The sequence below is a fragment of the Acinetobacter sp. YH12058 genome (genome assembly GCF_013419805.1).
GTDB classification, from domain to species: domain Bacteria; phylum Pseudomonadota; class Gammaproteobacteria; order Pseudomonadales; family Moraxellaceae; genus Acinetobacter; species Acinetobacter towneri.
Genome location: NZ_VOZL01000003.1, coordinates 99,072 through 121,995, shown reverse-complemented (window position 1 = coordinate 121,995; position 22,924 = coordinate 99,072). Strand labels below are relative to the sequence as shown.

Here is a 22,924-nt window from a genome sequence, read left to right as displayed (position 1 = left end):
TTTGGGGAAGAAGTGTTGCTAAAAATTAATTCAATATAGATTGATGCAGTTTTTGCCAAGCATTTTGCATTGATTTTTCAATGCCTTGTGCATCTAAACCTGCCTGTTGCAGCATTTGACCATGTGTCGCTTGTTGCATAAAGCTATCTTCTAAACCTAAATGAATAATCGGTTTGACAATCTGGGCCTTCGCCAAGTATTCACTCACGGCACTGCCTGCACCACCCATAATCGCATGCTCTTCTACAGTGACGAATAATACAGTGCTGTCTGCAATCTCAGCTAACAGTTTTTCATCCAATGGCTTCACAAAACGCATATTCACCACACGTACTGCGACATCGTGCTGCTGAGCAAACGCTTCAGCCGCTTCAACTGCCGCTTGCACACGGCTACCAAAAGCCAGCACTGAAATATAGTCATCATATTGTGGATTGAACTGCGCCACAATTTCAGCTTGTCCTAATGGAATTGCAGTCATCTGCTGCTGAATTTCGACACCCAAACCATGCCCGCGTGGATAACGCACTGCTGCAGGGCCGTTATATAAATAAGCCGTGTGCAGCATTTGACGACATTCATTTTCGTCTTTTGGTGCCATAATGACGATATTCGGTACGGTACGCATATAGGCATAGTCGTAAGCACCTGCATGGGTCGGGCCATCTTCACCCACCAAACCTGCACGGTCGATACCAAAAGTAACATCCAGATTTTGCAAAGCGACATCATGAATCAGTTGGTCATAACCACGCTGCAAGAAGGTAGAGTAAATCGCCACCACAGGCTTTAAACCTTCGCAGGCCATGCCCGCAGCCAAAGTCACGGCGTGCTGTTCGGCAATCGCGACGTCAAAATAGCGTTCAGGAAATTGTTTGGCAAATTGCACCATGCCCGAACCTTCGCACATGGCTGGCGTAATTGCCAATAAACGCGAATCTTGTTCTGCCTGATCACATAACCACTGCCCAAATACATCAGAATATTTAGGTGCGGTAACTGGTGCAGCTTTGGCATGAATTTTACCAATGGCGTGATATTTAATTTGATCGGCTTCTGCAGGCGCAAAGCCTTTGCCTTTTTTGGTATAAACGTGAATTAAACGTGGGCCTTTACGTTTTTTCAGCGCATTGAATACGTGTGTGAGTTGTTCAACATCATGTCCATCGAAAGGGCCGAAATAATCAAACCCAATCGCTTTAAATAAATTGTCTGCAGCTTCAGTGGCAGCACAGTGTAAACGCGAGTTATACGTCCATTTCGGATGTGGCTGCACGTAAGCTTCGCCAGTTTCACTGACATAAACCGATTCACCACGTTCCCAAATGGCAGCAAGATGTTTAGCAAAGCCGCCTGTGCTACATGAAATTGACATATCGTTGTCATTCAGCACCACCATCATATCGGCTTGGTGAGCCACTGCATCATTCATGGCTTCAAAAGCCATACCTGCTGTCATAGCACCATCGCCAATAATGGCAACAACTTCACACGGGTTTTGTTGATAACGTCGTGCCAACGCCATCCCCAATCCTGCAGAAATTGCTGTTGAGGAGTGACCAACGCCAAAGGTATCAAAAATAGATTCTTCACGCGCAGGGAATGCAGCCAAACCATCTTTGGCGCGAATGGTGGTGAGTTGCTCGCGGCGTCCTGTTAGGGCTTTATGCGGATAAGCCTGATGACCGACATCCCAAATTAAGCGATCGTGTGGGGTATTAAAGCAATAATGCAGCGCAACGGTCAGTTCGATCACGCCTAAGTTTGCGCCAAAGTGTCCTCCACTTTGACCTGCGGCATACAAAATGAATTGACGTAACTCATCTGCCACCTGTGGAAGCTGGCTTTGCGCGAGTAAACGTAATTGCTGCGGATGGTCAATCTCATCGAGCAATGGTGTTACAGGGCGTTGAGTTGGAATTTCTGTATACAGCATATGTGGCAAAGCCTTCTAAAGCCTGGCAAATCCTAAGCGAGGTCAATGGGAATTACTCGATCATATAACCGAATGGTATTACCTTCAATCAGCCACATTTCTAGCGATGTAGTTTTGAGCAGTGATTTCAGTTGGGCACACGTTGGGTGGGTAGATTATCCTGAATAATCTAACTATTTATCAACCATTATCGTGCGCTTTATACAAAAAAGAAAATCTTCTGTATAAATTCGTGTTCGCTATTCTACTAATGTCTGAGCATTACGCTATACTTTAAACAATTTATCGACTATTTCACGAGTTAAACAGTGCCGATTAAGTTTGTCGCAACCTCACGATTACCGACCGCATTTGGTGAATTCAACATTACGGTATTTCAAGATCCTGAAACTGGCGAAGAACACGTGGCATTATCCAAAGGTTTGGACACTGCGCCAACCCAGCCCGTTCTGGTACGGATTCACTCAGAATGTTTAACTGGCGATGCTTTCGCGTCTTTAAAATGCGACTGTGGCCCACAGCTTCAAGCCACTCAACGTCTGATTAATGACGCAGGACAAGGTGTGATTTTATATTTACGCCAAGAAGGTCGCGGGATTGGCTTGACCAATAAAATTCGTGCTTATGCCCTGCAAGATCAAGGACATGACACGGTGGATGCCAATTTAATGCTGAATTTACCTGCCGATGCACGTCGCTATGATATGTGCAGCATTATGCTAGATCATTTGCAGGTTAAAGCTGTGCGCTTAATCACCAACAACCCTTTGAAAATTCAAGCATTACAGGAACAAGGGATTACGGTGGTAGACCGTGTGCCTTTAACTGTGGGTCTAAATCCATTCAATGAAGAATATTTGCAAACCAAACACGAACGCATGGCGCACATGTATGATAAAGGTGACTTCTGAGTCACCTTTTAATTTTTGAATTAAATAATTTCTACTCAACTTACTTAAATCGTCATCGAAAAAATACGATTATTCGGCATACGGCGTTTTAAACGCAAATCAAAGGCCATACAAATATTGCGCACAAAAGGTTTACCTTTTTCCAAAATCTGAATGTGCTGATCTTGAATGAGCAGTAATTCATCTTCCTGCATTTCCTGTAACTGTTGCAGCACTTGCTCAATTTCAGGAAATGCCAATTCTGGACTGGCCCACGACGTTTCAAAGCTGCACATTAAATTTAAAATATGCTGACGTATTACCAAATCTTCCCGATCCAGCACATGCCCTTTAAACACAGGAATTTCATTGCAGGCTAAACGGGCATAATAATCTTCAATGCTTTTTTCATTTTGCGCAAAGCTATACCAACTGTCGCTAATAGATGAAACACCCAAGCCAATCATAAGCTGCGTTTTAGATGCGGTATAGCCCATAAAATTACGGTGCAAGGTACCATTTTTAAACGACTGATACATACCATCACGTTCTAAGGCAAAGTGATCCATCCCAATTTCATGATAACCATAGGCCAAAAGACGCTGTTTGCCTTCTTCATAGCACTGACGTTTTAATTCATCTTTAGGTACATCTTCATCTTTAAAACCACGCTGCCCATTGCCTTTAATCCATGGCACATGCGCATAACTGTAAAATGCCAAACGGTCTGGCATTAAACGTTGGGTCTGCTCAATGGTATTCAGTACATCGTCTAGATTTTGAAAGGGCAAACCAAAAACCAAATCATGTGAAATAGAATCATAGCCAATTTCACGCGCCCACTCGGTCACACGTTGCACATGCTCAAAAGGCTGCATCCGATGAATGGCGCGCTGCACTTTTTCATTATAATCCTGCACGCCATAACTGACCCGACGAAAACCCAAGTCATATAAGGCCTGTAAATGTTCGCGGGTGGTGTTATTGGGATGACCTTCAAAACTAAATTCGTGCTGTTCTGCCACTTTGGCTTTTGCCAGAATGCCTTGAATGAGCTGCGTCAAATGTTCGACAGAAAAGAAAGTTGGTGTGCCACCGCCCAAGTGAATTTCTTTAATGATGGGAGTGCTTTCGAGCAATTGGCAATATAAGTCCCACTCTTTTAATAACGCCTGAATGTATGGCTGTTCAACTTCATGGCGTTTGGTGACACGTTTATGACAGCCACAAAAAGTGCATAGACTTTCGCAAAATGGCAAATGAATATACAGACTAATGCCTTCGCTGGCATTAGATTCATCAAAAGAACGCTTCAGCGTCTGCTGCCATGCCTCGGCTGAAAAAGTAGCATCATCCCAATAAGGTACGGTTGGATAACTGGTATAACGTGGTCCAGGCACATTGTATTTTTGAATTAAAGAATTTGCCTGCTGTGTCATCCACTCTGCCCCATTCAGTTAATTGCTGCTGACTAAAATTTAGATTGTAAAAACTATTGTGCTGAGCTTAGGCATGGAAATCAACCTAGTCTTTTGCTCGGAATACATGCTGAAATACAAAGCACCTTGCGCAATTGCCTGAGCGATTTGCAGCAAACTGGATAAACCCCTTAATTTTTAGACAGTTTTATGTTTTGATGTAAGCCATTTTATTTTTATGCTGAGGTGGCCATGTCGCATCCTACTCACGCGGATATTCAACGTGTACGTGAATTTCTTCTCGATTTGCAGGCGCGAATTTGTGCGGCTTTAGAACAACAAGAACAGGCAGGTGGCGGAAGCGCACAGTTTGAAATTGATGACTGGCAACGTCCTGAAGGTGGCGGTGGTCGTTCCCGTGTCTTACAAAACGGTACAGTCATTGAAAAAGGCGGGGTGATGTTTTCGCATATCAATATTTCCAAACTGCCTGCTTCTGCAACTGAGCGTCATCCCAATATTGCAGGCGCACCTGCGCAAGCGATGGGTGTATCATTGGTAATTCACCCGAAAAACCCGCATGTACCCACCTCGCACGCCAATGTGCGTTTATTTGTCGCTGAACCTGAAGGACAACCGCCAATTTGGTGGTTTGGTGGTGGTTTTGACCTGACACCATTTTATCCAAATGATGAAGATGTGTTGGCATGGCACCAAACAGCACATGACTTATGTGCGCCTTTTGGCGATCAAGTCTATGCAGAACATAAACAATGGTGTGATGACTATTTTTATTTAAAGCACCGTGATGAACAGCGTGGCGTGGGTGGTTTATTTTTTGATGATCTGAATCAATGGGACTTTGACACCTGTTTCAACTATATTCAGGCGGTGGGTAACGGTTATTTGGCTGCAATTCTGCCTATTTTTGAGCGTAATCGTGACAAAGCCTATACCGAAGCACAACGTGAGTTCCAGCTTTACCGTCGTGGACGTTATGTGGAATACAATCTGGTCTATGACCGTGGCACTTTATTTGGCTTGCAGACAGGTGGACGGATTGAGTCCATTTTAGTCAGCTTACCGAACTTGGCGGGATGGTCGTACCGTCCTGAATGGGCAGAAGATTCCGCAGAGAAAAAACTCACCGACTATTACTTAAAACCACGCGATTGGTTAAATCTCAAGACGAGTTAAAGCTCGCGACTGGTGAAACCTTGCTACATCGCAGTGTAAAAAAGATCACATTCAAGGTTCAAAAAAGCGATTCTTCCACGAATCGCTTTTTTACTTACAAACTTTATTGCTTATTTTCAAATCAATAAATATGCACAGCATGAATTAACTGTCATGATAGTGCGGATGGATTTTAATAGATGATGTGACCGCGCACCCTATTCGACCATGCACAAATAGGATTTAACTATCCATACATCAAACCATGAGTCAAAGGCGAATTCATCAAACTGTCAAAGCCTTATGTTACACTGCGCCACATCTGTCAGGAGATCCGCATGTTTAGCCCGCTGTTCAAACACAAAATCTTTTTATTTTGGGCAACCTTTGCCATGTTACTTGGCTCAATTTGCATGACCTTTATTTTTGAAAGTCATCTTTCAGATGGCTTAGCCATTAGTAGCAGCATTTTAGCGGGCATTGCCATGTTCGTGATTGCCACTATTTTGGTATTAGAAACCGTTTTAGAGATTTGTAATCCTTAAGTCCAAAGACTCCCACCGTTTTATACCACCATAGGCTTTAGTCCGCGCTGAATTTGACGTATATTGATGCACATTTCAGCACATGGATTTTGGCAAATGCGCAAACAATTTGCCGTGATTGGCAACCCAATTGAACAATCACGTTCTCCTGAACTGCATCATGCCTTTGCAGAAAAAACAGGCATTGACCTGCAATACAGCAAACGCCTTGCCCCTCTTGATGGTTTTAGAGACAGTGTTGCAGACTTTTTTAATCAGGGCGGTGTAGGCATGAATGTAACCGTGCCTTTTAAAGAGCAAGCATTTGCCCAATGTGGCGTATTAACCGAACGTGCCAAAATTGCCAAAGCAGTCAATACCTTGTGGATGCAAGATGGTGTTTTGCATGGCGACAATACCGATGGTCAGGGTTTGGTTGATGCCATTCGTGCTTTGGGCTGGAATTTAGAGCACAGTGATATTTTGATTATTGGCGCTGGTGGTGCAACCCGCGGGGTAATTTATCCGTTGGTACAAGCAGGCGCAAAAAAAATTGTGATTGCCAACCGCACCCTTGCCCGTGCTGAACAACTGGTTGCTGACCTACAAGCTGCCGTACCGCAAGCAGAATTACAAGCCATGGCACTTACCGATTTAATAGGTCAATTTGATTTAGCCATTAATGCGACGTCTGCCAGCTTAACGGGAGATGCCCTCACCTTGCCTGAGTGTTTGCAGTTTAATTTTGCTTATGAAATGGCTTATGGCAAACCTTCGAGCTTTTTAGAACAAGCCAAAGCGCGTGGCGTACCGACATCGGAAGGTTTTGGCATGCTGGTCGGACAGGCGATTGAATCTTTTTATATTTGGAATGGCGTGAAACCTGAATTAAAAGATTTCCTCTAAATCATCACCAAATAAAAATAGCCCTTGAGCAGCAAAGGGCTATTTTTTTATTTAAACTGGGCAATCTTGTTGAACGCTGATTGCCCATTTTCACCCACGGTTTATTTTACAAATTTCTGCATATCTTCATACACATCCATATATAACTCATAATCAATCTGTTCAGCCTGATCTTCAGTTAAAGTGCGAATTGAATTTTGGCTCAATTTGCCCTGCTGACGATCAACATACGTCTGCCCCAAAATGTGTGCCGTTTTCTTTAAATTCTCCAAGTCAGGCACATCCCAATCATAAGCTGCTTCATAGGCTTTTAAATATTGCTGAGCAAATATCTGTTGTGGTTGCTTGTATTGCTGTTTCAGCTTACGCCATTCAAGTGCGACTTTATTTTCATCGACTGCATCTTCAGTCAAATTATTGATACGACGACCAATTGCATTATTAAATTGCTCATCTTCTTCTAAATGATGCTTGGCTTGTAAGGCTTCAATCCGTTTTAGCGCCGTACCTTTCGGGTCATAGTAGCGCTCATCACTAAACCAATAGGCATACACTTCTGCCATTTCCTGCAAGGTTTGTGGACTAAGATTTTTTACCCACGCACTTTGCTCTGCTGCCATGTGCACTAAAAATAAAGTCTGATAAGTCTGACTAAAAGATTCTGTTTGTTGATAGGTTTTTTGTGCCAACTGCGCTAATTCTTCATCATAACTTAAGGCGGGTTTTGCAGTGGTCTTATCTTTATTTTCTGCAGTTTCCTGCTCCAAGGTACGCCCTAAATTTGTCACCCATTTTTCTAAAATTGAGTCTTTACTAACTTCTTGAATGGATTTGGCTTGACGCAGCGCACTACGGTCAATTTTGCTGGCTTGCCCATAATTCGCAATGCTGACATCGTTATACACATGAATTGTGCCGTAATTTTCGCGTTTAAATTGCAGTGCATAATCAATTTTTGCAGCACGCCCCTGATCATCTAAAGCCACATCAATTTGCATCGGTGTTTTTTTATCTTTAGGTGTAGCATTCATAATCTGTTGAATTTCAGCCTGATGTTTTTGCCACAAAGCTGCGAAAGCAGCGGCATCGACCAATTGTTCCGAACGATATGGTTCAAAAACTTTAGCTAGCTTTTCTTGCGGTGAAGCAAAGTGCTCATCCAATACCGATTGTGCCTGCTCAGCACGATTTGGACTAAATGCTTCTAATTCATAGGCATAAGCACAGTAGGTTAAATCCCCGACTTTGGCTGTTTTTGCTGTTTCGATCAAACGCTGACAGTCTTGTTCGCTTAGCATACTTGCGGTGGTTGCTGAATCTTCAGCCTGCTCAGCCGCTGCCTGAACGGCTTGTTCAGCCGCAAGCGTGGCATCTTCACGAGTATCTGCTGAATAATCTGCTGCGTTATTCGCTGTCGTTTCAGTTGCATAAAACTTCTGACTGACCAAATCACGCAAAGCAAGGGTGGCTTGATAAGCCACAAAAGCCTCTTGGCTCATACCATAATCTTCAGCAGTTTCATTGTGTTTTAAGTAGTCTTCAGCACTTTCTTTGGCTGATGTATCTTGTGTAGTTTCAACTTGCTCAGTAGCATCTTCAGTTGTGGTCGCCTGCCCCAATACGGTCTGTTGCAAATACGGTGCATTGACCTGATCAAACATGGCAAGCTGCAGCAACATATCTTCCAAACTACTGTTCAAACGAATTTTTTCACTAATTTTTTGCTGACGGTCTTGTGCAGTTAAAGATAACTTTTGAATATGTTTAGAATCTGCCAATACATACGGCACCGCATTCATGGCTTTTAAGTATTCGGCAAATTGTGCCACTTTAATCCGCTCAAAATCGGCTTTGTATTTAGAAAAGTCGATATAGGCAAAGTCATTTTGACTATCTTTATTTACCAAATAAGGCAACAAAGAAAAATAATTGGTATAGAACTTATATTCATTAAAATCGACCACCATCGGTACTTTCATTTGCACCAAAAGTGTCGGTTTTTCATAACGTGCTGCCACATTCAAAGCAGCAATTTTTTGCCGATAATGCACCGAGCCATCGTAGCTAAACTGAGTGTCATTCAATACATTCAACACAAAATTAAAAGGACTCGATTTTTCGATTGCCCCTGCAGCATAGGAAGCAGAGTTTTGTTCCTTAGCCATTGCCGTATATAAGTTTTGTTTTTCTTGTGTACTTAAACGGACTTTTTGCTGTTTTAAATACTGATCTAATTGCTTTTTAAGTACAGGATCGAGTGTAGCAGGAGCAGCATCCGCTACTTTTGGTATTGCTTCAACTAAATTGCTCTGTACCCGTAATTTGCCCTGAAAGTCATAACTTGGCGTTTCAAAGATGGCATTTAACCCTGTAATTGCCTTTTGTTCTATACTTGCCGTCTGATTGGAATTGGTCTTAATGACATGCTGCGAACAACCTGTAGCAGCTAAACTAAAAAGACATAAAGATAAATATTTTAATTGTATCTTCATTGCTAAACACCTTATATTCATTATAGATTGGTCTGTTCAAACATATAGATTATGATACATTGTAACATAACACTTCATTCGTTTTTGTAAGGTGAATAATTTTCACTATTCGCATTTCTGACATTTTTATTCGCTATTCTTATCAATGTTTTTTGATCATGAGTGTGAATAATCAACATATCGATACAGATAATCCAAAACTATTTCTAAATTAGGATTAAGACTATGCCAGCATATAAAGCCCCATTACACGATATTCGTTTCTTAATGAACGAAGTGCTTGATTACCCGACCCACTACAAAAATCTTTCTAACGGTGAACTTGCGGACGCAGATACAGTCGATATGATTTTGGAAGGTGCAGCAGATTTCTGTGAAAATGTACTTTCTCCTCTTAATCAATCAGGCGATGAAGAAGGCTGTCATTTTGAAAATGGCAATGTGACCACACCGAAAGGCTTTAAAGAAGCCTATGACCAATTTGTGCAAGGTGGCTGGCAAGGTCTGTCTTACCCTGAACAATACGGCGGTCAAAACCTGCCAATGTCGCTAAACCTCATCAAATCTGAAATGATGGGTACAGCAAACTGGTCATTCCAAATGTATCCAGGTTTAAGCGTGGGTTGTATCAACACCATTATGCAATTTGGTACAGACGCGCAAAAAGATACCTATTTACCGCACTTGGTTGCAGGTACTTGGTCAGGCACCATGTGTTTAACTGAACCACAATGCGGTACCGACTTAGGTCAGGTAAAAACTAAAGCAGAACCGCAGGCTGATGGTACTTATGCAATTTCAGGCACCAAAATCTTTATTTCTGCAGGCGAACATGACCTGACTGAAAACATCATTCATATTGTGTTAGCGCGCCTCCCAGATGCACCTGCAGGCACGAAAGGTATTTCATTATTTATCGTACCGAAATTCTTGCCAACAGCAGAAGGTACGGTGGGTGAACGCAATCCTGTCACTTGTGGCTCAATTGAACACAAAATGGGGATTCGCGCGTCTGCAACTGCAGTCCTAAACTTTGACAATGCCGTGGGTTATTTGATTGGTGAACCACACAAAGGCTTACATGCCATGTTTACCTTTATGAATACTGCGCGTATTGGTACAGCAATTCAGGGGATTTGCCATGCAGAATTGGCATTCCAAGGTGCATTGCCGTATGCCAAAGAACGTATGTCAATGCGTGCGCTTTCAGGTAAAAAAGACCCTGAAAAAGTAGCTGATGCAATCATTCACCACGCCGATGTACGTCGTATGCTCTTAACGCAAAAAGCCGTAGCAGAAGGTGGTCGTGCCATGATTTATCATGCTGCACAATTGGCAGATAAAATGAACGACGCTTTAATGCGTGGTGATACTGCTGCTTTTGAAGCGCATGATGACCATTTAGGTTTCTATACGCCAATCTTAAAAGGTTTCTTAACTGAAATGGGTTATGAAGCTGCCAACCACGGCATGCAAGTGTACGGCGGTCACGGCTATATTAAAGAATGGGGCATGGAGCAAATTGTACGTGATTCACGTATTTCTACCTTATATGAAGGTACAACTGGCGTTCAGGCGCTCGACTTGATTGGTCGTAAAGTGTTGTTAAGCTCTAAAGGTAAAGTGATTCGTGACTACACCGCTGAAATTTTGAAATTCTGTGGTCAGCATGCACGTAACAAATACATGCGTCGTTTTGCATGGGACTTAACCAAGCTATGTGCTCAATGGAACGCATTAACCGTGCGCATTATGTTGGCAGCACGTAAAGACCGTGACATCGTATCCAGTGCTTCAGTAGACTTCTTGATGTTCTCTGGTTATGTGATGATGGCTTATTTCTGGGCGCAACAAGCGGCTGTGGCTTCGACCAAATTGGCTGAAGGCAATGGTCAGGAAACACCTGAGTTCTATAAAGCCAAAATCAAAGTTGCAGATTTCTACTTTGAGCGTTTATTGCCACGTACCCAAGGTCATGCAGAAGCAATGGTCAATCCATCTAAAACCATGACTGCATTAGCACCAGAACATTTTAGTTTTGACTACTAAAATATTCTAAGCAGATGTAAATCAAAAGAGCGCGTAATGCGCTCTTTTGGTGTTTACTTCAGAAAGTCAGTACTCGAATCTACACATCAATTAAAATTACTTTTAATGTGCTGTTGGAAAACCATGAAATACCCACTGAATCAGATATAAAATCAGAAAAATTAAAATCACTAGACATAAAATTTCTAGTCGTTTCATTCAATTCGCTTCTTAGCCTTGTCTTCTAGCAACATATAAATTAAATCAAGCTCAGGACAGACATATCCCATTGCGGTTAAAGCCGCGGTAATTTGCCCACGATGATGAGTTGCATGATTGAACACATGCATTAGGGTTGCAGCATAGGGTAAGTGCATCTCCACGCCAGTTGATGTTTTATAGTGCAGCTCTTGATGAAAAACATTCTCATCCACCTGATTTAAAAAATAAATCCAGTTTTCAGCCTTCTTTTCAAGTTGCTCAACAAGCTGTGTTCTGTTGGTTTCCACAGTACTATCTAATGGCAAAATTGGTGAGTGGTGCAAAGCAAAACGTGGAAACCACAAATGATGCTCTCCAACCAACAAATGATTCAGAGTGCCAAAAATACTTTTAAAATATAAGCCCTGATCCAAAAAAAAATCATCATCTGAAACCAATAGCAAAGTCTGATTTAGTTTTTGAGTTGCCCAAAGATTATAGCGGGCAAGTAACTCAAACGTTTTTAAATCCATTTAAAATTATCCTATTTGAGTTTTATTATGAAAATTGAATCAAAAGTTCAAACTATATTAAGATAAAAGATATATTTTTAATCATTTAAAGCGAATTTGTAGATTTAAAGACAGATACAATTTATTGTCCTTTAGAAATAATTGACCAAAATCATGCTTGGTTTTACTTGCCATCTCAAACTTTGTATTATTGTATAAATACTCTTCAAATTCATGGCGATGATACAGATGATAGCAAATGATCTCGCCATCTTCTTTAATTACTAAATATCCACCTGTAGAATCAATTTCGTTACCTGTCCAAACTGTACCAGGCATCATTCCAATTGCTATTTCACACAATAATTTTTTAATTTTAAACTGATAAAAAGGATGCTGATGTTCAAAAGAATATTTCATTGGATTTTCATAAGAAATTTCATTAAAAATATCTTTAACTGAATTAAGAGTTGATGTGTAATATTTAAATATAGAGTTCACTCCATTCCCCCTTATTTGCTGTAATCATACTCACCAATCTTCAATGCTTTTAATATTTCTTTTGCAGTTGCCTGTATCGCTGGAATAGCAACAGAATTTCCAAATTGTTTATAGGCTGAGGCATCTGAAACCACGATTTTGAAATGATCTGGAAACCCCTGCAACCGTGCCCATTCTCTTGGCGTCATTTTCCGAATACCTTTCCGATTTACCTCTCCTTTAATTCTAGTAGTTGGAGTAAAGTCTGTAATTCTATGATCTATAACTAAATTACGCTCTCTCCCCATTCCACCTACAACTATGGCATTGGCAATTGCGTGATCTGGAATAATAGCGTAACCAAAACCATTTCCTTTATTTTCATGTCGAGCTTTATGCTTTTCCAAGGTATCTAAATACTGTGTAGATAAGTAATATTTAGTAGGTACAACCTGAGTTTCCTTTATATCGGCAAAACAGGTTTTTTTATTTAATGGTTGTGGATAAGAGAAATTTTGAATTCCAGTATCTTTATGGAAGCCTACAATAAAAATTCGCTCTCTATTTTGGGGAACACCAAAATCTTTAGCATTTATAATTTGAGGCTCAGCAACGTAGTAACCTAAATCATCTCTTAATGTTTTTAAAATAGTTTTAAGTGTATTTCCCTTATCATGACTAATTAAGCCTTTAACATTTTCTAAAAAGAAAGCTTTAGGTTGTTTCCGTTTTATAATATCCGCAACGTCAAAAAATAGCGTACCGCGTGTATCTTCAAATCCAGATCTTTTACCTGCAATTGAAAAAGCCTGACAAGGGAAGCCTCCACATAAAATATCGAAATGATCAGGTATCGCATTTTTAGTAGACTCTAAAGTGATATCACCATAAGGCGTTTCACCAAAATTGACGGAATATGTTTTTTGGGCATATAGGTCTATTTCTGATGAAAATACGCACTCGCCACCAAGATTTTGTAACGCTAGCCGAAATCCACCAATTCCTGCGAATAGGTCAATAAATTTAAATTTACTTGGGTATTCTGGATAAAAAGGGATTGATTCAAAGAGGGAAAGGTTTTCCTCTTTGTTTACCACTAATTCACCATGAGCCTTTAAAACTTTTGGACTAGTAGAGTTCATCTCAAACCTTCAAGGCGATACAATAACAAAGCCATTACAATAACAAAATTTACCTTAAATAGCATGCAGTGCAAGACACAAGCTGTCGCTCTAGCACAATATTCGATAAGCGTTAGGACAGATGCCTGAGCTGAACTCAAATCATAAAAACGCTTCCAACACCGAATTTAAAAACACATGCCCTTGCGCAGTACATGCCAATCGCTTCGGATCATCCTGCAACAATTGCCGCTGACGCAATGTATTTAAAATATCCTGCAAATCATCCAAGTTTAAACCTGTGCGGGCAGTATACAAGTTTGCCTCAACCCCATCATTCAGGCGCAGTGCATTCATCATAAATTCAAATGGCAACTCATCGGCTGCAATTGCTTTAAACTGCAAGTTTTCCGCAGGTACTTTGGCTAAGTAATCTTTCGGCAAACGGGTTTTTTGGAAGCGATACACACCATCATGCAAAGTCACTTTGCCATGCGCCCCCGCACCTATCGCCAAATAATCGCCAAACTGCCAATAATTTAAATTATGTGCAGACGGCAACTCTTTACGCCATGCAGACACTTCATAATTCACAAAACCTTGCGCAGTTAAATAGGCTTCACCCTGCGCTTGAATTTCTTCCAAGACATCATCTACAGGTAAAATTGGCTGAGTGCGGAAAAAAACAGTATTAGGCTCAATAGTCAATTGATACCATGAAATATGCGTTGCACCATGTTCCACTGCCAGTTTTAAATCCTGCAGTGCTTGCTGCAAAGTCTGTTCAGGCAAGCCATGCATTAAATCGACATTAATTCGCTGAAAGCCCGCTTCACGCGCCAAGCCAATTGCGGCAATCGCATCATCATTAGAATGAATACGCCCTAATTTTTTTAAATGCTCAGTATTAAAACTCTGCACGCCAATCGACAAACGGTTAATGCCTGCAGCCAAATAATCTGCAAAGGGATCATGCTCCACTGTACCTGGATTGGCTTCCAGCGTAATTTCGCAGTCATCTTCAAAAGCAAGCACGGCTTTCAGCTGTGTAAATAACCATTGATAACCCTGTGCTGAAATTAGCGAAGGTGTGCCACCGCCAATAAAAACACTGTGGATTTTTCGACCCTGCGCAAACTGAGTCTGAGTTTTAAAATCTTCCAGCAAAGCCTGTAGATATTCCTGTTCTAAATCTAAACTCAACTTACCGTCAGGCACAGCATGTGAATTAAAATCACAATACGGACACTTACGCACGCACCACGGCATGTGAATATATAAAGATAAAGGAATATCAATGGGTTGAAGTGGATTCAAAGACAGACTCAATGCAAAATCAAAACAGTGATACAGATTTTAACATGACTACAGCAGGACACTGATGTATTCCCTAGAATTTGCTTTAGACTAGAGTCTATGAAATAAGAAAAATGTGCAAATGATGAAGATATCCAGCCAATTACTCTTAATTTTGCCACTGGCGATGGGCATCGGGATTGCAATGGCCTTTCAAACTGCAATCAACAGCCAATTGCGTGAATATTTATATTCTCCGTTACAAGCTGCCCTTTTCTCTTTTTTGGTTGGTACAATAGTTTTAGCCATACTGGTATTTTTTCAGCAAGTCGAAAAACCCAACCTCAGCACCTTGCTCAACATCCCATGGTATTTATGGATTGGCGGATGTCTAGGGGTTTATGCCATCAGCATGAGTATTTATAGTGCTCCAAAACTAAGTTTACTCACTTTATCTGGGGTGATTATTTTTGGACAAATGGTCACATCAATGCTGATTGATCATTTTGGGTTCTTGGGCACTGAAAAAGTCAGTATCAATTGGCAACGTCTTTTAGGTAGCGTGGTGATTTTTATTGGTGTGCTTCTCACTTTACAACGCTAATACCCAAACGCTAAGCACCTCAGGCATTGAGATTTTTTGTGTCAAATATACATTCTGTGACCACGACCCGTTTTGAATTAAAACAGCTTTTTCAACTGATGATTCCAATTTTGGTCACACAATTTGCGCAAGCAGGTTTAGGTCTGATTGATACCATTATGGCAGGTCACATGTCTGCCACCGACTTAGCTGCTATTGCCGTTGGGGTTGGTTTATGGATGCCCATTATGCTGCTGTTCAGTGGCATTATGATTGCCACCACACCCTTAGTCGCCGAAGCCAAAGGCGCACGTACCCCAGAAAAAATTGCCACCATCGCCCGTCAATCTTTATGGATTGCATTTATTTTAGGCGTGATTGCAGGACTGATTTTACAGCTCATGCCTGCACTATTGCCATTATTTGGTGTGCCTGAAAATTTACAGCCCAAAGCAGGCTTATTTTTACATGCCATCGGTTTTGGGATGCCTGCCGTGACCATGTATGCCGCTTTGCGCGGTTATTCAGAAGCACTGGGCTATCCACGCCCTGTGACCGTAATTAGTCTGTTGGCATTGGCTTTATTGGTTCCACTGAACTTTATGTTTATGTATGGTTGGGGGCCTCTGCCTGAACTGGGCAGTGCGGGTTGTGGTTTTGCCACTGCTATTTTGCAATGGTTAATGTTTATAACTTTGGCATTTTATATTTTTAAAAGTCGCGCCTATCAAAGCACACAGGTATTTAGCCAATGGGAAGCGATTGATGCGGTCTGGATTAAACGCATTTTGCTATTAGGACTGCCCATTGGTTTAGCCATTTTCTTTGAGGTGAGTATTTTTAGTACTGCCGCCATTGTGATCAGTCCTTTGGGAGAAACCAAACTGGCAGCCCATCAAATTGCCATGTCAGTCACATCTCAGTTATTTATGATTCCCATGTCTTTGGCAATTGCCCTGACCATTCGTATTGGCACATATTATGGCGAACAAAATATTCACGCCATGCGTAAAGTACAAGGCTTAGGCTTTGCAACTGCAACTGTATTTGCCTTTTCTACAATGACGCTGATGTGGTTTTTCCGTCCTGAAATCATTTCAATTTACACCCGCGACCCGCAAGTGGCGCAAGTGACGATGTCTCTATTATTATTTGCGATTGCCTATCAACTCATGGATGCATGGCAAATTAGCGCAGCAGGTTGTTTGCGTGGCATGCAAGACACTCAGGGCCCAATGTGGATTACCATGCTTGCTTATTGGGTTGTGGCTTTCCCCATTGGCGTGTATTTAACTCGTTACAGCAGTATGGGCGCTGCAGGGGTTTGGGTCGGGCTGATTGTCGGTTTAAGCATTGCCTGTGTGTTACTTCTGACCCGTTTATATTTCAACAATCAACGACTGGAACGCCAATTTACAGCATAAACCTCAGCCTACTCACCTACATGCCAAAATACGTTTTGGCACGTGGGTCTTGTGATCAAAAAATACTTTAACAATTAAAAGTAGGCATTTTGCTCACGAACACTTATGATCAAAAGATAGTAAAGATGATCTTGAGGAACATCGCATGGCAAAAACGGCGCGTACACCTGGTCGTCGCTTTATGAAACTTGCGAGCATGACAGCAAGTATTGCAACCAAAACGGTATCGAACTCGATTAAAAACCTCACCGCAGATGAAGAACAAAAAAATGCGGCACGCAGCCAATTGTTTCAGGATATTGGTATCCAAATTGCTGATACCTTAGGCGAAATGAAAGGTGCGGTGATGAAAGTCGGGCAAATTGCCTCGCAATATAAAGATATTTTTCCGCCTGAAGTTGCCAAAGCCATCAGTAAATTACAGCGCCAAGCACCTGCCATGCCTTTTGCTGAAATTAAGGCACAAGTTGAAAAAGAACTCGGTAAACCGCTCGACAAAATTTTTAAACACTTTGATGAAACTCCGTTTGCAGCCGCATCTATTGGGCAAGTGCATAAAGCCATTTTACCCAATGGCGAGCAAGTGGTGGTCAAAGTGCAATATCCTGGGGTCGATGAAGCCTGCGAAAGTGACCTGAAACAAGTCCGTTTGGCACTGCGTTTAATGGGTGTACTTAAAATAGACCGTAAATTACAAGACCGTCTATTTCAGGAAATTCAGGAAAGTTTAGACAATGAGCTGAACTACCAGATTGAGGCACAAAACCTAGAAGTAGCGCGTACCTTTCACGCGGCTTTGGATGATAAAATTATTATCCCACAAGTGTTTAAAGACTATTCTTCGCGGCATATTCTCACCTTAAGTTTGGAACAAGGTGAAAATATAGAAACGGCAAGCACATGGTCACAGCGTACCCGCAACACTTTGGGACGACGTTTATTGCGTGCCATGGGTCAAGAAATCTTTTATTTAAAACGCTTTCATTGCGACCCGCATCCGGGCAACTTTGCGTTCCGCCAAGATGGTTCTGTGGTGATTTATGATTACGGCGGCGTCAAAACTCTATCGAATGATGTAGTGCATCATTTTCGACAACTGATTCATGCTGCGCGTGCGCAAGATATTGCCGAAATTGAACAGCATCTAGATGCACTGCAGGCAATTTCTGCATTGGGTAAATTCCCTGAAGATTTATATTTGCAATGGTTAGAAGTGCTGATGCGTCCGCTAACCACACATTATGATTTTGCTGAAAATTCTGCCCATCATGATGGCGTTGAGTTGGTCAAAAGTTCATTGAAATATTGGGATGTGTTTAAGCCTTCTCCCGATACCTTAATGGTGAATCGAACTGTTTCAGGGCATTATTGGAATTTAATTCATTTAAAAGTACATGATAATTTAAATGATATTTTTGAGGAGTTGGTTCCACCGCGAGCTTAGACTCAACTTTGGACTCAGCAAAGGATGCTGAAAATAAAGCCCAATCTGTTTTATGCTCCGTAACTAAAATTATAATCCAGACAAAAAATCCTCCCAAATGTAGGAGGATTTTTTGTTATCTAAACCGATTCATTCAAGTTGAAACGATGAAATTCAAATTATTGAATTTCAAGGTGTTTGATTAAGCATTCCAGATCATCGGCAGACAGTTGTCCAATATAAGTGAGTTGTGTTTTTTGGATAGGCAGCTGATATGTTTGTACTGTATCAATCCACGATGGCTTTTTTAAACCAGCCTGTTGCCAGTTTTTAATTTCCACATATTTGCTTTTAATAAAAGCAGACTTATTTTCGTACTGACTACTTAAACGAAATACAACATAGTCGGTGTCCGTTTGGCGAATATACAACACAGGTCTGGTCTTACCCTCGGCAATATCTGTAAAGCCAACATAAGCCCAATAGAGTTGTTGGGTCATTAGTAGCCGCCATCATCTTCTAAAAAAGCAGCAGTATCCGCAGCGCTAGACACTTTTACACTAGGAACATTATGGCTCATCGCGATTAATCTTGCTGTATTCAAATCCTCGTCACTCACCTGAGTCGTGACAGGTATTTTGCCAGTTCGTGCAATTTCAGCATAAACCATGCTCATTACAGTGGCAGGCGTCAGACCAACTTTTGTCATAATGTATTCTGCTGATTCCATAATTGCCTGATCAACCGTGTATTGAACCCGTTTTTTTACCAATGTTGTCATCATATGCTCCATTTACACCACTAAATGCCATTTTATGCCTTAAAATGGCACGTGTCAAACTTGTTCTTACGATGCCTTTTCACTTCAAATAGAAAAAATTATTTAATCTGTGCAGACACTATTCCCTCAATGAAAGCCCTTATACAACGGGTTTAGAAAAAGATTGGATAATTTTTATGTAAAACTCACTAGAAAGAATGCATGTGGGTTTTATTTGCCAAATCAAATGTTATGTTATAACATTTACTTAAATATACACTTAGTTTGGAGAAATCTCATGCGTCCGAATATCCACCCAGAATATCGTGAAGTTTTATTTCACGACACCAACGCCAATGCCTATTTTGTGATTGGCAGCACCTTACAAAGCAGCCAAAGTAAAGAATATGAAGGCAAAGTATATCCTTATGTGACTTTGGATATTTCAAGCGCATCGCATCCGTTCTACACAGGCGAACAACGTCAAACCAGCAATGAAGGACGTGTGGCAAGCTTCAACAAACGCTTTGCACGTTTCAAACGCTAAGCTTGAGTTTTATTGCAAAATCTCACAATCACTTCATATTCAGTTAAGTTTTCTGTTTTATATTTTAAACATAGCAAGATTGCTCATCGAAACGATGGGATATCCTCTATCTTCAAAGCCCAAGCACTCTCCTCCAGCTTGGGCTTCTTTTTATTTATAATTTTTATCTAATGGATTTTTCTACTCAACGATTGATTTGGTACAGACCCTAATCTAATGTTTTAAAAACTGTTGAATCACATAAAAACCCAATCCCAGCAACATCACTCCCAAAACCACACTGGAAAGCGCATAACTAAACGCCATACCTTGCTGTCCATGTCTTAAGAGTTGCCAAGTTTCCAAACTAAAACTGGAAAAAGTGGTAAAGCCACCTAAAATACCTACCATCAGTAATAAGCGGGCTTCCTGCTGCAACACAGGATATTTCTGACTCAATGCAAAAAATACACCTGCCAAAAAGCAGCCAAACAGATTGACCGACCACGTTGCCCATGGAAAATGCTGTGCCGATTTAAATAAATACAGGCTTGCGGCATAACGTAAACTTGCGCCAATTGCACCGCCCATTGCTACCAAAAGCCAATTCATTGTGTTTTGAATCCTAATGAAAAAAAGTGAGATGAATGAACCATCACCGCACAATTAAAACCTGATCACACTATACAAGAATCATGATTTTAAATGCGAATGTACACTCAAAAAACACATAGACTTTGCCATAAAAATTGCGCTAGTCTGCATGTTATTTTTAGGCGCAATGGAGGACAGGATGGCTCAGGAATTATTGGCGCAACTTGAAGCAGGCACTGCAATATTTACCGATGTGCTCTCATTTATTGAAGCACGTTACACCTACACGCCAACTGCTTTCAAAAATGGGCAACAGCTCAACGCCGCCAATGAAAATCAGGGCAGTGCCAAAATATTTTCATTTGCGAAACTCAATGGCTTAGATCAGGCGCAAACCCTCAGCCTATTTGCAGAACATTATGCTTCAGTACTTGCAACACCTGATGGAACTGATCATCAAAATATCCGCCAGTTTATGCAGCACGGTTGGGATGGCGTTCAGTTTGAAACGCTAGCCCTCAGCGCCAAATAAAAACAACTTTAACCAAGCAAAAACCGCATGAAAGTTAAACCCATCATGCGGTTTTTTCTTATGGATGTATATGTTTCACGTGGAGCAATACTGAAGCTATTTACCGTGTATGAGATACAGTTTCGGCAAGTATCTACAATTCAAACTCTAAACTAAACATCACACTCAGCTTTTGACTTTTTCAATCCACTGAATCGAACTAACGCGAAATACTTCACAAGCACCATCCCCCGTATCGGTTGGTGTGAGAGATGATGTCCAAACCAAGTCCTGATCTTTCACCTCAACCAACTCACCTTTTAAACGCACCAAATCACCACGTTTTACTTTTTGAATGTCTTTGGCAATTTTTGGGTTGGCAGGAATGATATGCATATTAGACACCATTTGCATGGCTTGTTCTGCAGGCACAGGTAAACGGTCTATTTTCCAGTTTAAATAGCGGTCATATTGATTGACGGTAATATGACGGGCAATTTCAGGCTCAGCAAATAAACCCCAACTCACCGCATAATCAATCGGAGAAAATTTGGCTTGGGCATCATCCTGATAGGTTTTTGAACCCAAAATTCGAAAATCACCCTTAAAAGGTTGCAACACTTCAATCGACTGACCTTTCACGACAGGAGGCAAGCCTTTGGCAATATTACGCTCGACCGCAGCATAGACGGAACATGGCAAAGCCAGAGTCAGTAACAATGCCGTGAGTTTTAGCGAAATATGCGTGTTCATCTTAAAATCTGCCTATTAAATTCATCTATCTATATTTATCTTAATCACAGATCATGAATACAATAGTTGAAATTGGTAACAAAATGCAGTCATTGGCTCATTCTGACATGGCAAAAACCCTGTAATTTCAGCTAAGCTTATCGGCATAAAAATCAATAATTAGATCTGCACATGCTCTATAAATTTTATCAAAAACATATTTTCCCGCACTTGCTGAATCAGGTCATGCAAACTCCATCCTTAATGGATTTACGACGTGAGCTTTTATTGGGCGTATCGGGCGAGGTTTTGGAAATTGGCTTTGGTACGGGTTTAAATTTACCTTTTTATCAAGGTGTAGATACCGTGTATGCCTTAGAATCCAATGCAGCAATTTTCCAATTGGCGCAGGAACGAATTGATGCAGCACCGTTCGTGGTTGAGCAGATCACCGCAAGTGCAGAACAACTGCCTTTTGCAAATAATCAATTACAGCATGTGGTATCCACTTGGACGTTGTGCAGTATTCCAGACCTAGAACAAAGCTTGCGAGAGATTTATCGTGTCTTACAACCGGGCGGCACTTTGCACCTCGTAGAACACGTTTTAAATCGACAAAACTTAAATATTCAGCGTTTGCAACATCTGCTCACACCAATTCAAAAGAAAGTTGCAGATGGCTGTCACTTAAACCGTGACATTGAAATTGCCCTACTCGAAACTGGTTTTGAATTGGGTGAAGTCCAATATATTGATATTGCAGGCATTCCAAGTCTTGCACAGCGCATGTTATTGGCGCGAGTACATAAACCTCTTTAATCACAATCCTCAAAATCAATCCGAATGGTTTCAAAACGCAGTCTGCCCTGCTGAATGGCCTGCGCAATTGCTTGCTGACCTTTGGTCAAACGTGCGCCACCACTTTTAATATCAATTAGGACGATTGCAATATCTTCGGCATGCCCATTGCCATCCCGATAATCGGTATAGCCATCAAACACGATATAATCAACAGGATCACCTAAAAATTTGGCATCACTCGGTAAATACTGAAATTCGGGCATAATCGGTGCTAATTGCTCTGCCATTTTGCCTTTCAGTACCGCACGACTGGTATTTACACTGCGCTTTTGTGCCTGCAATAATGCCTGCTGATGTGACAGTTCAATTTCTGCAATATATTGTTCATACTCGGCTTTAATCCGTCCATTGCGGCTATTGCTTAAAATTAAGGTGGTCAGCACCACGCCTATACAGGCACCAATCAGCATCGCCATCCAGATTGACATAAAACCTTCCTAAACCTTTTTTGCAGAACTCGATACGACTTTTGTCAACTGTCATATTCCGAGCACAAAACAATGATATGCTAGGGATGAGCAGATTAAAAT

23 protein-coding genes are annotated in these 22,924 nt (G+C 41.2%); 11 read left to right on the top strand and 12 right to left on the bottom strand.

Features of this window, described 5'->3' with window-relative positions:
- Positions 1–25 precede the first annotated feature (25 nt).
- Positions 26–1,936 carry a 1-deoxy-D-xylulose-5-phosphate synthase gene (dxs, locus tag FTU09_RS03205; RefSeq protein ID WP_180079535.1) on the bottom strand — a complete coding sequence of 637 codons (1,911 nt, stop codon included), beginning with the start codon at positions 1,934–1,936 and terminating at the stop codon, positions 26–28.
- Between the two features lie 308 nt (positions 1,937–2,244).
- On the opposite strand from dxs, the gene ribA reads away from it, so the two are divergent.
- A complete protein-coding gene (ribA, locus tag FTU09_RS03200; RefSeq protein WP_004974633.1) occupies positions 2,245–2,847 on the top strand; it encodes a GTP cyclohydrolase II in 603 nt (200 codons plus the stop codon).
- Between the two features lie 44 nt (positions 2,848–2,891).
- Here ribA and hemN read toward each other — a convergent pair whose 3' ends face one another.
- The gene (hemN, locus tag FTU09_RS03195) at positions 2,892–4,265 is read right to left on the bottom strand and encodes an oxygen-independent coproporphyrinogen III oxidase (RefSeq protein WP_096901232.1); all 1,374 of its coding nucleotides are present in this window, start codon (positions 4,263–4,265) and stop codon (positions 2,892–2,894) included.
- A gap of 231 nt (positions 4,266–4,496) precedes the next feature.
- Between hemN and hemF the strand changes: the two genes are divergently transcribed.
- The 3 genes from hemF (at position 4,497) to aroE (ending at position 6,850) form a co-directional block, all read left to right on the top strand.
- Positions 4,497–5,441, top strand: a complete 945-nt coding sequence (gene hemF / locus FTU09_RS03190) for an oxygen-dependent coproporphyrinogen oxidase (protein WP_131260599.1) — start codon at positions 4,497–4,499, stop codon at positions 5,439–5,441.
- A gap of 317 nt (positions 5,442–5,758) precedes the next feature.
- Positions 5,759–5,965 (top strand): hypothetical protein, encoded by a 207-nt coding sequence (locus tag FTU09_RS03185; protein ID WP_004974627.1) that lies wholly within the window; start codon positions 5,759–5,761, stop codon positions 5,963–5,965.
- 96 nt (positions 5,966–6,061) lie between these two features.
- Positions 6,062–6,850, top strand: a complete 789-nt coding sequence (aroE, locus tag FTU09_RS03180; RefSeq protein ID WP_167846346.1) for a shikimate dehydrogenase — start codon at positions 6,062–6,064, stop codon at positions 6,848–6,850.
- Positions 6,851–6,951: 101 nt separating this feature from the next.
- Here the strand turns inward: aroE and FTU09_RS03175 are convergent, their stop codons facing one another.
- Positions 6,952–9,342: a hypothetical protein gene (locus FTU09_RS03175; RefSeq protein ID WP_180079533.1), complete on the bottom strand. Its 2,391-nt coding sequence runs from the start codon at positions 9,340–9,342 to the stop codon at positions 6,952–6,954.
- Between the two features lie 225 nt (positions 9,343–9,567).
- On the opposite strand from FTU09_RS03175, the gene FTU09_RS03170 reads away from it, so the two are divergent.
- The gene (locus FTU09_RS03170) at positions 9,568–11,391 is read left to right on the top strand and encodes an acyl-CoA dehydrogenase C-terminal domain-containing protein (RefSeq protein ID WP_154320290.1); all 1,824 of its coding nucleotides are present in this window, start codon (positions 9,568–9,570) and stop codon (positions 11,389–11,391) included.
- 194 nt (positions 11,392–11,585) lie between these two features.
- On the opposite strand, the gene FTU09_RS03165 is transcribed toward FTU09_RS03170, so the two are convergent.
- The 4 genes from FTU09_RS03165 to hemW form a co-directional block, all read right to left on the bottom strand.
- Positions 11,586–12,104: a DinB family protein gene (locus tag FTU09_RS03165; protein ID WP_179997389.1), complete on the bottom strand. Its 519-nt coding sequence runs from the start codon at positions 12,102–12,104 to the stop codon at positions 11,586–11,588.
- An 81-nt stretch (positions 12,105–12,185) separates the two neighbouring features.
- Positions 12,186–12,584: an HpaII family restriction endonuclease gene (locus FTU09_RS03160; RefSeq protein ID WP_368856239.1), complete on the bottom strand. Its 399-nt coding sequence runs from the start codon at positions 12,582–12,584 to the stop codon at positions 12,186–12,188.
- A gap of 11 nt (positions 12,585–12,595) precedes the next feature.
- Positions 12,596–13,705, bottom strand: coding sequence for a DNA cytosine methyltransferase (locus tag FTU09_RS03155; protein WP_004974609.1), 1,110 nt, complete (start codon positions 13,703–13,705; stop codon positions 12,596–12,598).
- Positions 13,706–13,846: 141 nt separating this feature from the next.
- Positions 13,847–15,001: a radical SAM family heme chaperone HemW gene (hemW, locus tag FTU09_RS03150; protein WP_131260602.1), complete on the bottom strand. Its 1,155-nt coding sequence runs from the start codon at positions 14,999–15,001 to the stop codon at positions 13,847–13,849.
- A 121-nt stretch (positions 15,002–15,122) separates the two neighbouring features.
- Here hemW and FTU09_RS03145 point away from each other — a divergent pair, with 121 nt between their 5' ends.
- From FTU09_RS03145 to FTU09_RS03135, 3 genes are all read left to right on the top strand, one after another.
- A complete protein-coding gene (locus tag FTU09_RS03145) occupies positions 15,123–15,584 on the top strand; it encodes a DMT family transporter (RefSeq protein WP_131260603.1) in 462 nt (153 codons plus the stop codon).
- Between the two features lie 38 nt (positions 15,585–15,622).
- On the top strand, positions 15,623–16,987 hold the full coding sequence (locus FTU09_RS03140; RefSeq protein WP_004974603.1) for an MATE family efflux transporter: 1,365 nt from the start codon (positions 15,623–15,625) through the stop codon (positions 16,985–16,987).
- Positions 16,988–17,132: 145 nt separating this feature from the next.
- On the top strand, positions 17,133–18,431 hold the full coding sequence (locus FTU09_RS03135; RefSeq protein WP_004974602.1) for an AarF/ABC1/UbiB kinase family protein: 1,299 nt from the start codon (positions 17,133–17,135) through the stop codon (positions 18,429–18,431).
- Between the two features lie 158 nt (positions 18,432–18,589).
- Here the strand turns inward: FTU09_RS03135 and FTU09_RS03130 are convergent, their stop codons facing one another.
- Together FTU09_RS03130 and FTU09_RS03125 are read right to left on the bottom strand one after the other, a co-directional pair.
- Positions 18,590–18,910 carry a type II toxin-antitoxin system PemK/MazF family toxin gene (locus FTU09_RS03130; protein WP_131260605.1) on the bottom strand — a complete coding sequence of 107 codons (321 nt, stop codon included), beginning with the start codon at positions 18,908–18,910 and terminating at the stop codon, positions 18,590–18,592.
- Positions 18,910–19,191: a type II toxin-antitoxin system RelB/DinJ family antitoxin gene (locus FTU09_RS03125; protein WP_136144463.1), complete on the bottom strand. Its 282-nt coding sequence runs from the start codon at positions 19,189–19,191 to the stop codon at positions 18,910–18,912. The genes FTU09_RS03130 and FTU09_RS03125 overlap by 1 nt, the downstream gene beginning before the upstream one ends.
- A gap of 277 nt (positions 19,192–19,468) precedes the next feature.
- On the opposite strand from FTU09_RS03125, the gene FTU09_RS03120 reads away from it, so the two are divergent.
- Positions 19,469–19,717: a type B 50S ribosomal protein L31 gene (locus FTU09_RS03120; RefSeq protein WP_004974599.1), complete on the top strand. Its 249-nt coding sequence runs from the start codon at positions 19,469–19,471 to the stop codon at positions 19,715–19,717.
- 213 nt (positions 19,718–19,930) lie between these two features.
- Here the strand turns inward: FTU09_RS03120 and crcB are convergent, their stop codons facing one another.
- Positions 19,931–20,308: a fluoride efflux transporter CrcB gene (crcB, locus tag FTU09_RS03115; protein WP_131260607.1), complete on the bottom strand. Its 378-nt coding sequence runs from the start codon at positions 20,306–20,308 to the stop codon at positions 19,931–19,933.
- Between the two features lie 181 nt (positions 20,309–20,489).
- Here crcB and FTU09_RS03110 point away from each other — a divergent pair, with 181 nt between their 5' ends.
- Positions 20,490–20,822: a HopJ type III effector protein gene (locus FTU09_RS03110; protein ID WP_179989056.1), complete on the top strand. Its 333-nt coding sequence runs from the start codon at positions 20,490–20,492 to the stop codon at positions 20,820–20,822.
- A 165-nt stretch (positions 20,823–20,987) separates the two neighbouring features.
- Here the strand turns inward: FTU09_RS03110 and FTU09_RS03105 are convergent, their stop codons facing one another.
- Complete coding sequence (locus FTU09_RS03105; protein ID WP_179991508.1) at positions 20,988–21,554, bottom strand: hypothetical protein; 567 nt, start codon at positions 21,552–21,554, stop codon at positions 20,988–20,990.
- Between the two features lie 171 nt (positions 21,555–21,725).
- Between FTU09_RS03105 and FTU09_RS03100 the strand changes: the two genes are divergently transcribed.
- On the top strand, positions 21,726–22,352 hold the full coding sequence (locus FTU09_RS03100; protein WP_179991507.1) for a class I SAM-dependent methyltransferase: 627 nt from the start codon (positions 21,726–21,728) through the stop codon (positions 22,350–22,352).
- Here the strand turns inward: FTU09_RS03100 and FTU09_RS03095 are convergent.
- Entirely contained in the window at positions 22,349–22,822 is a 474-nt protein-coding gene (locus tag FTU09_RS03095) for a Holliday junction resolvase-like protein (RefSeq protein ID WP_004974557.1), read from the bottom strand. The two genes, FTU09_RS03100 and FTU09_RS03095, sit on opposite strands and share 4 nt — an antisense overlap.
- Between the last annotated feature and the right edge of the window lie 102 nt (positions 22,823–22,924).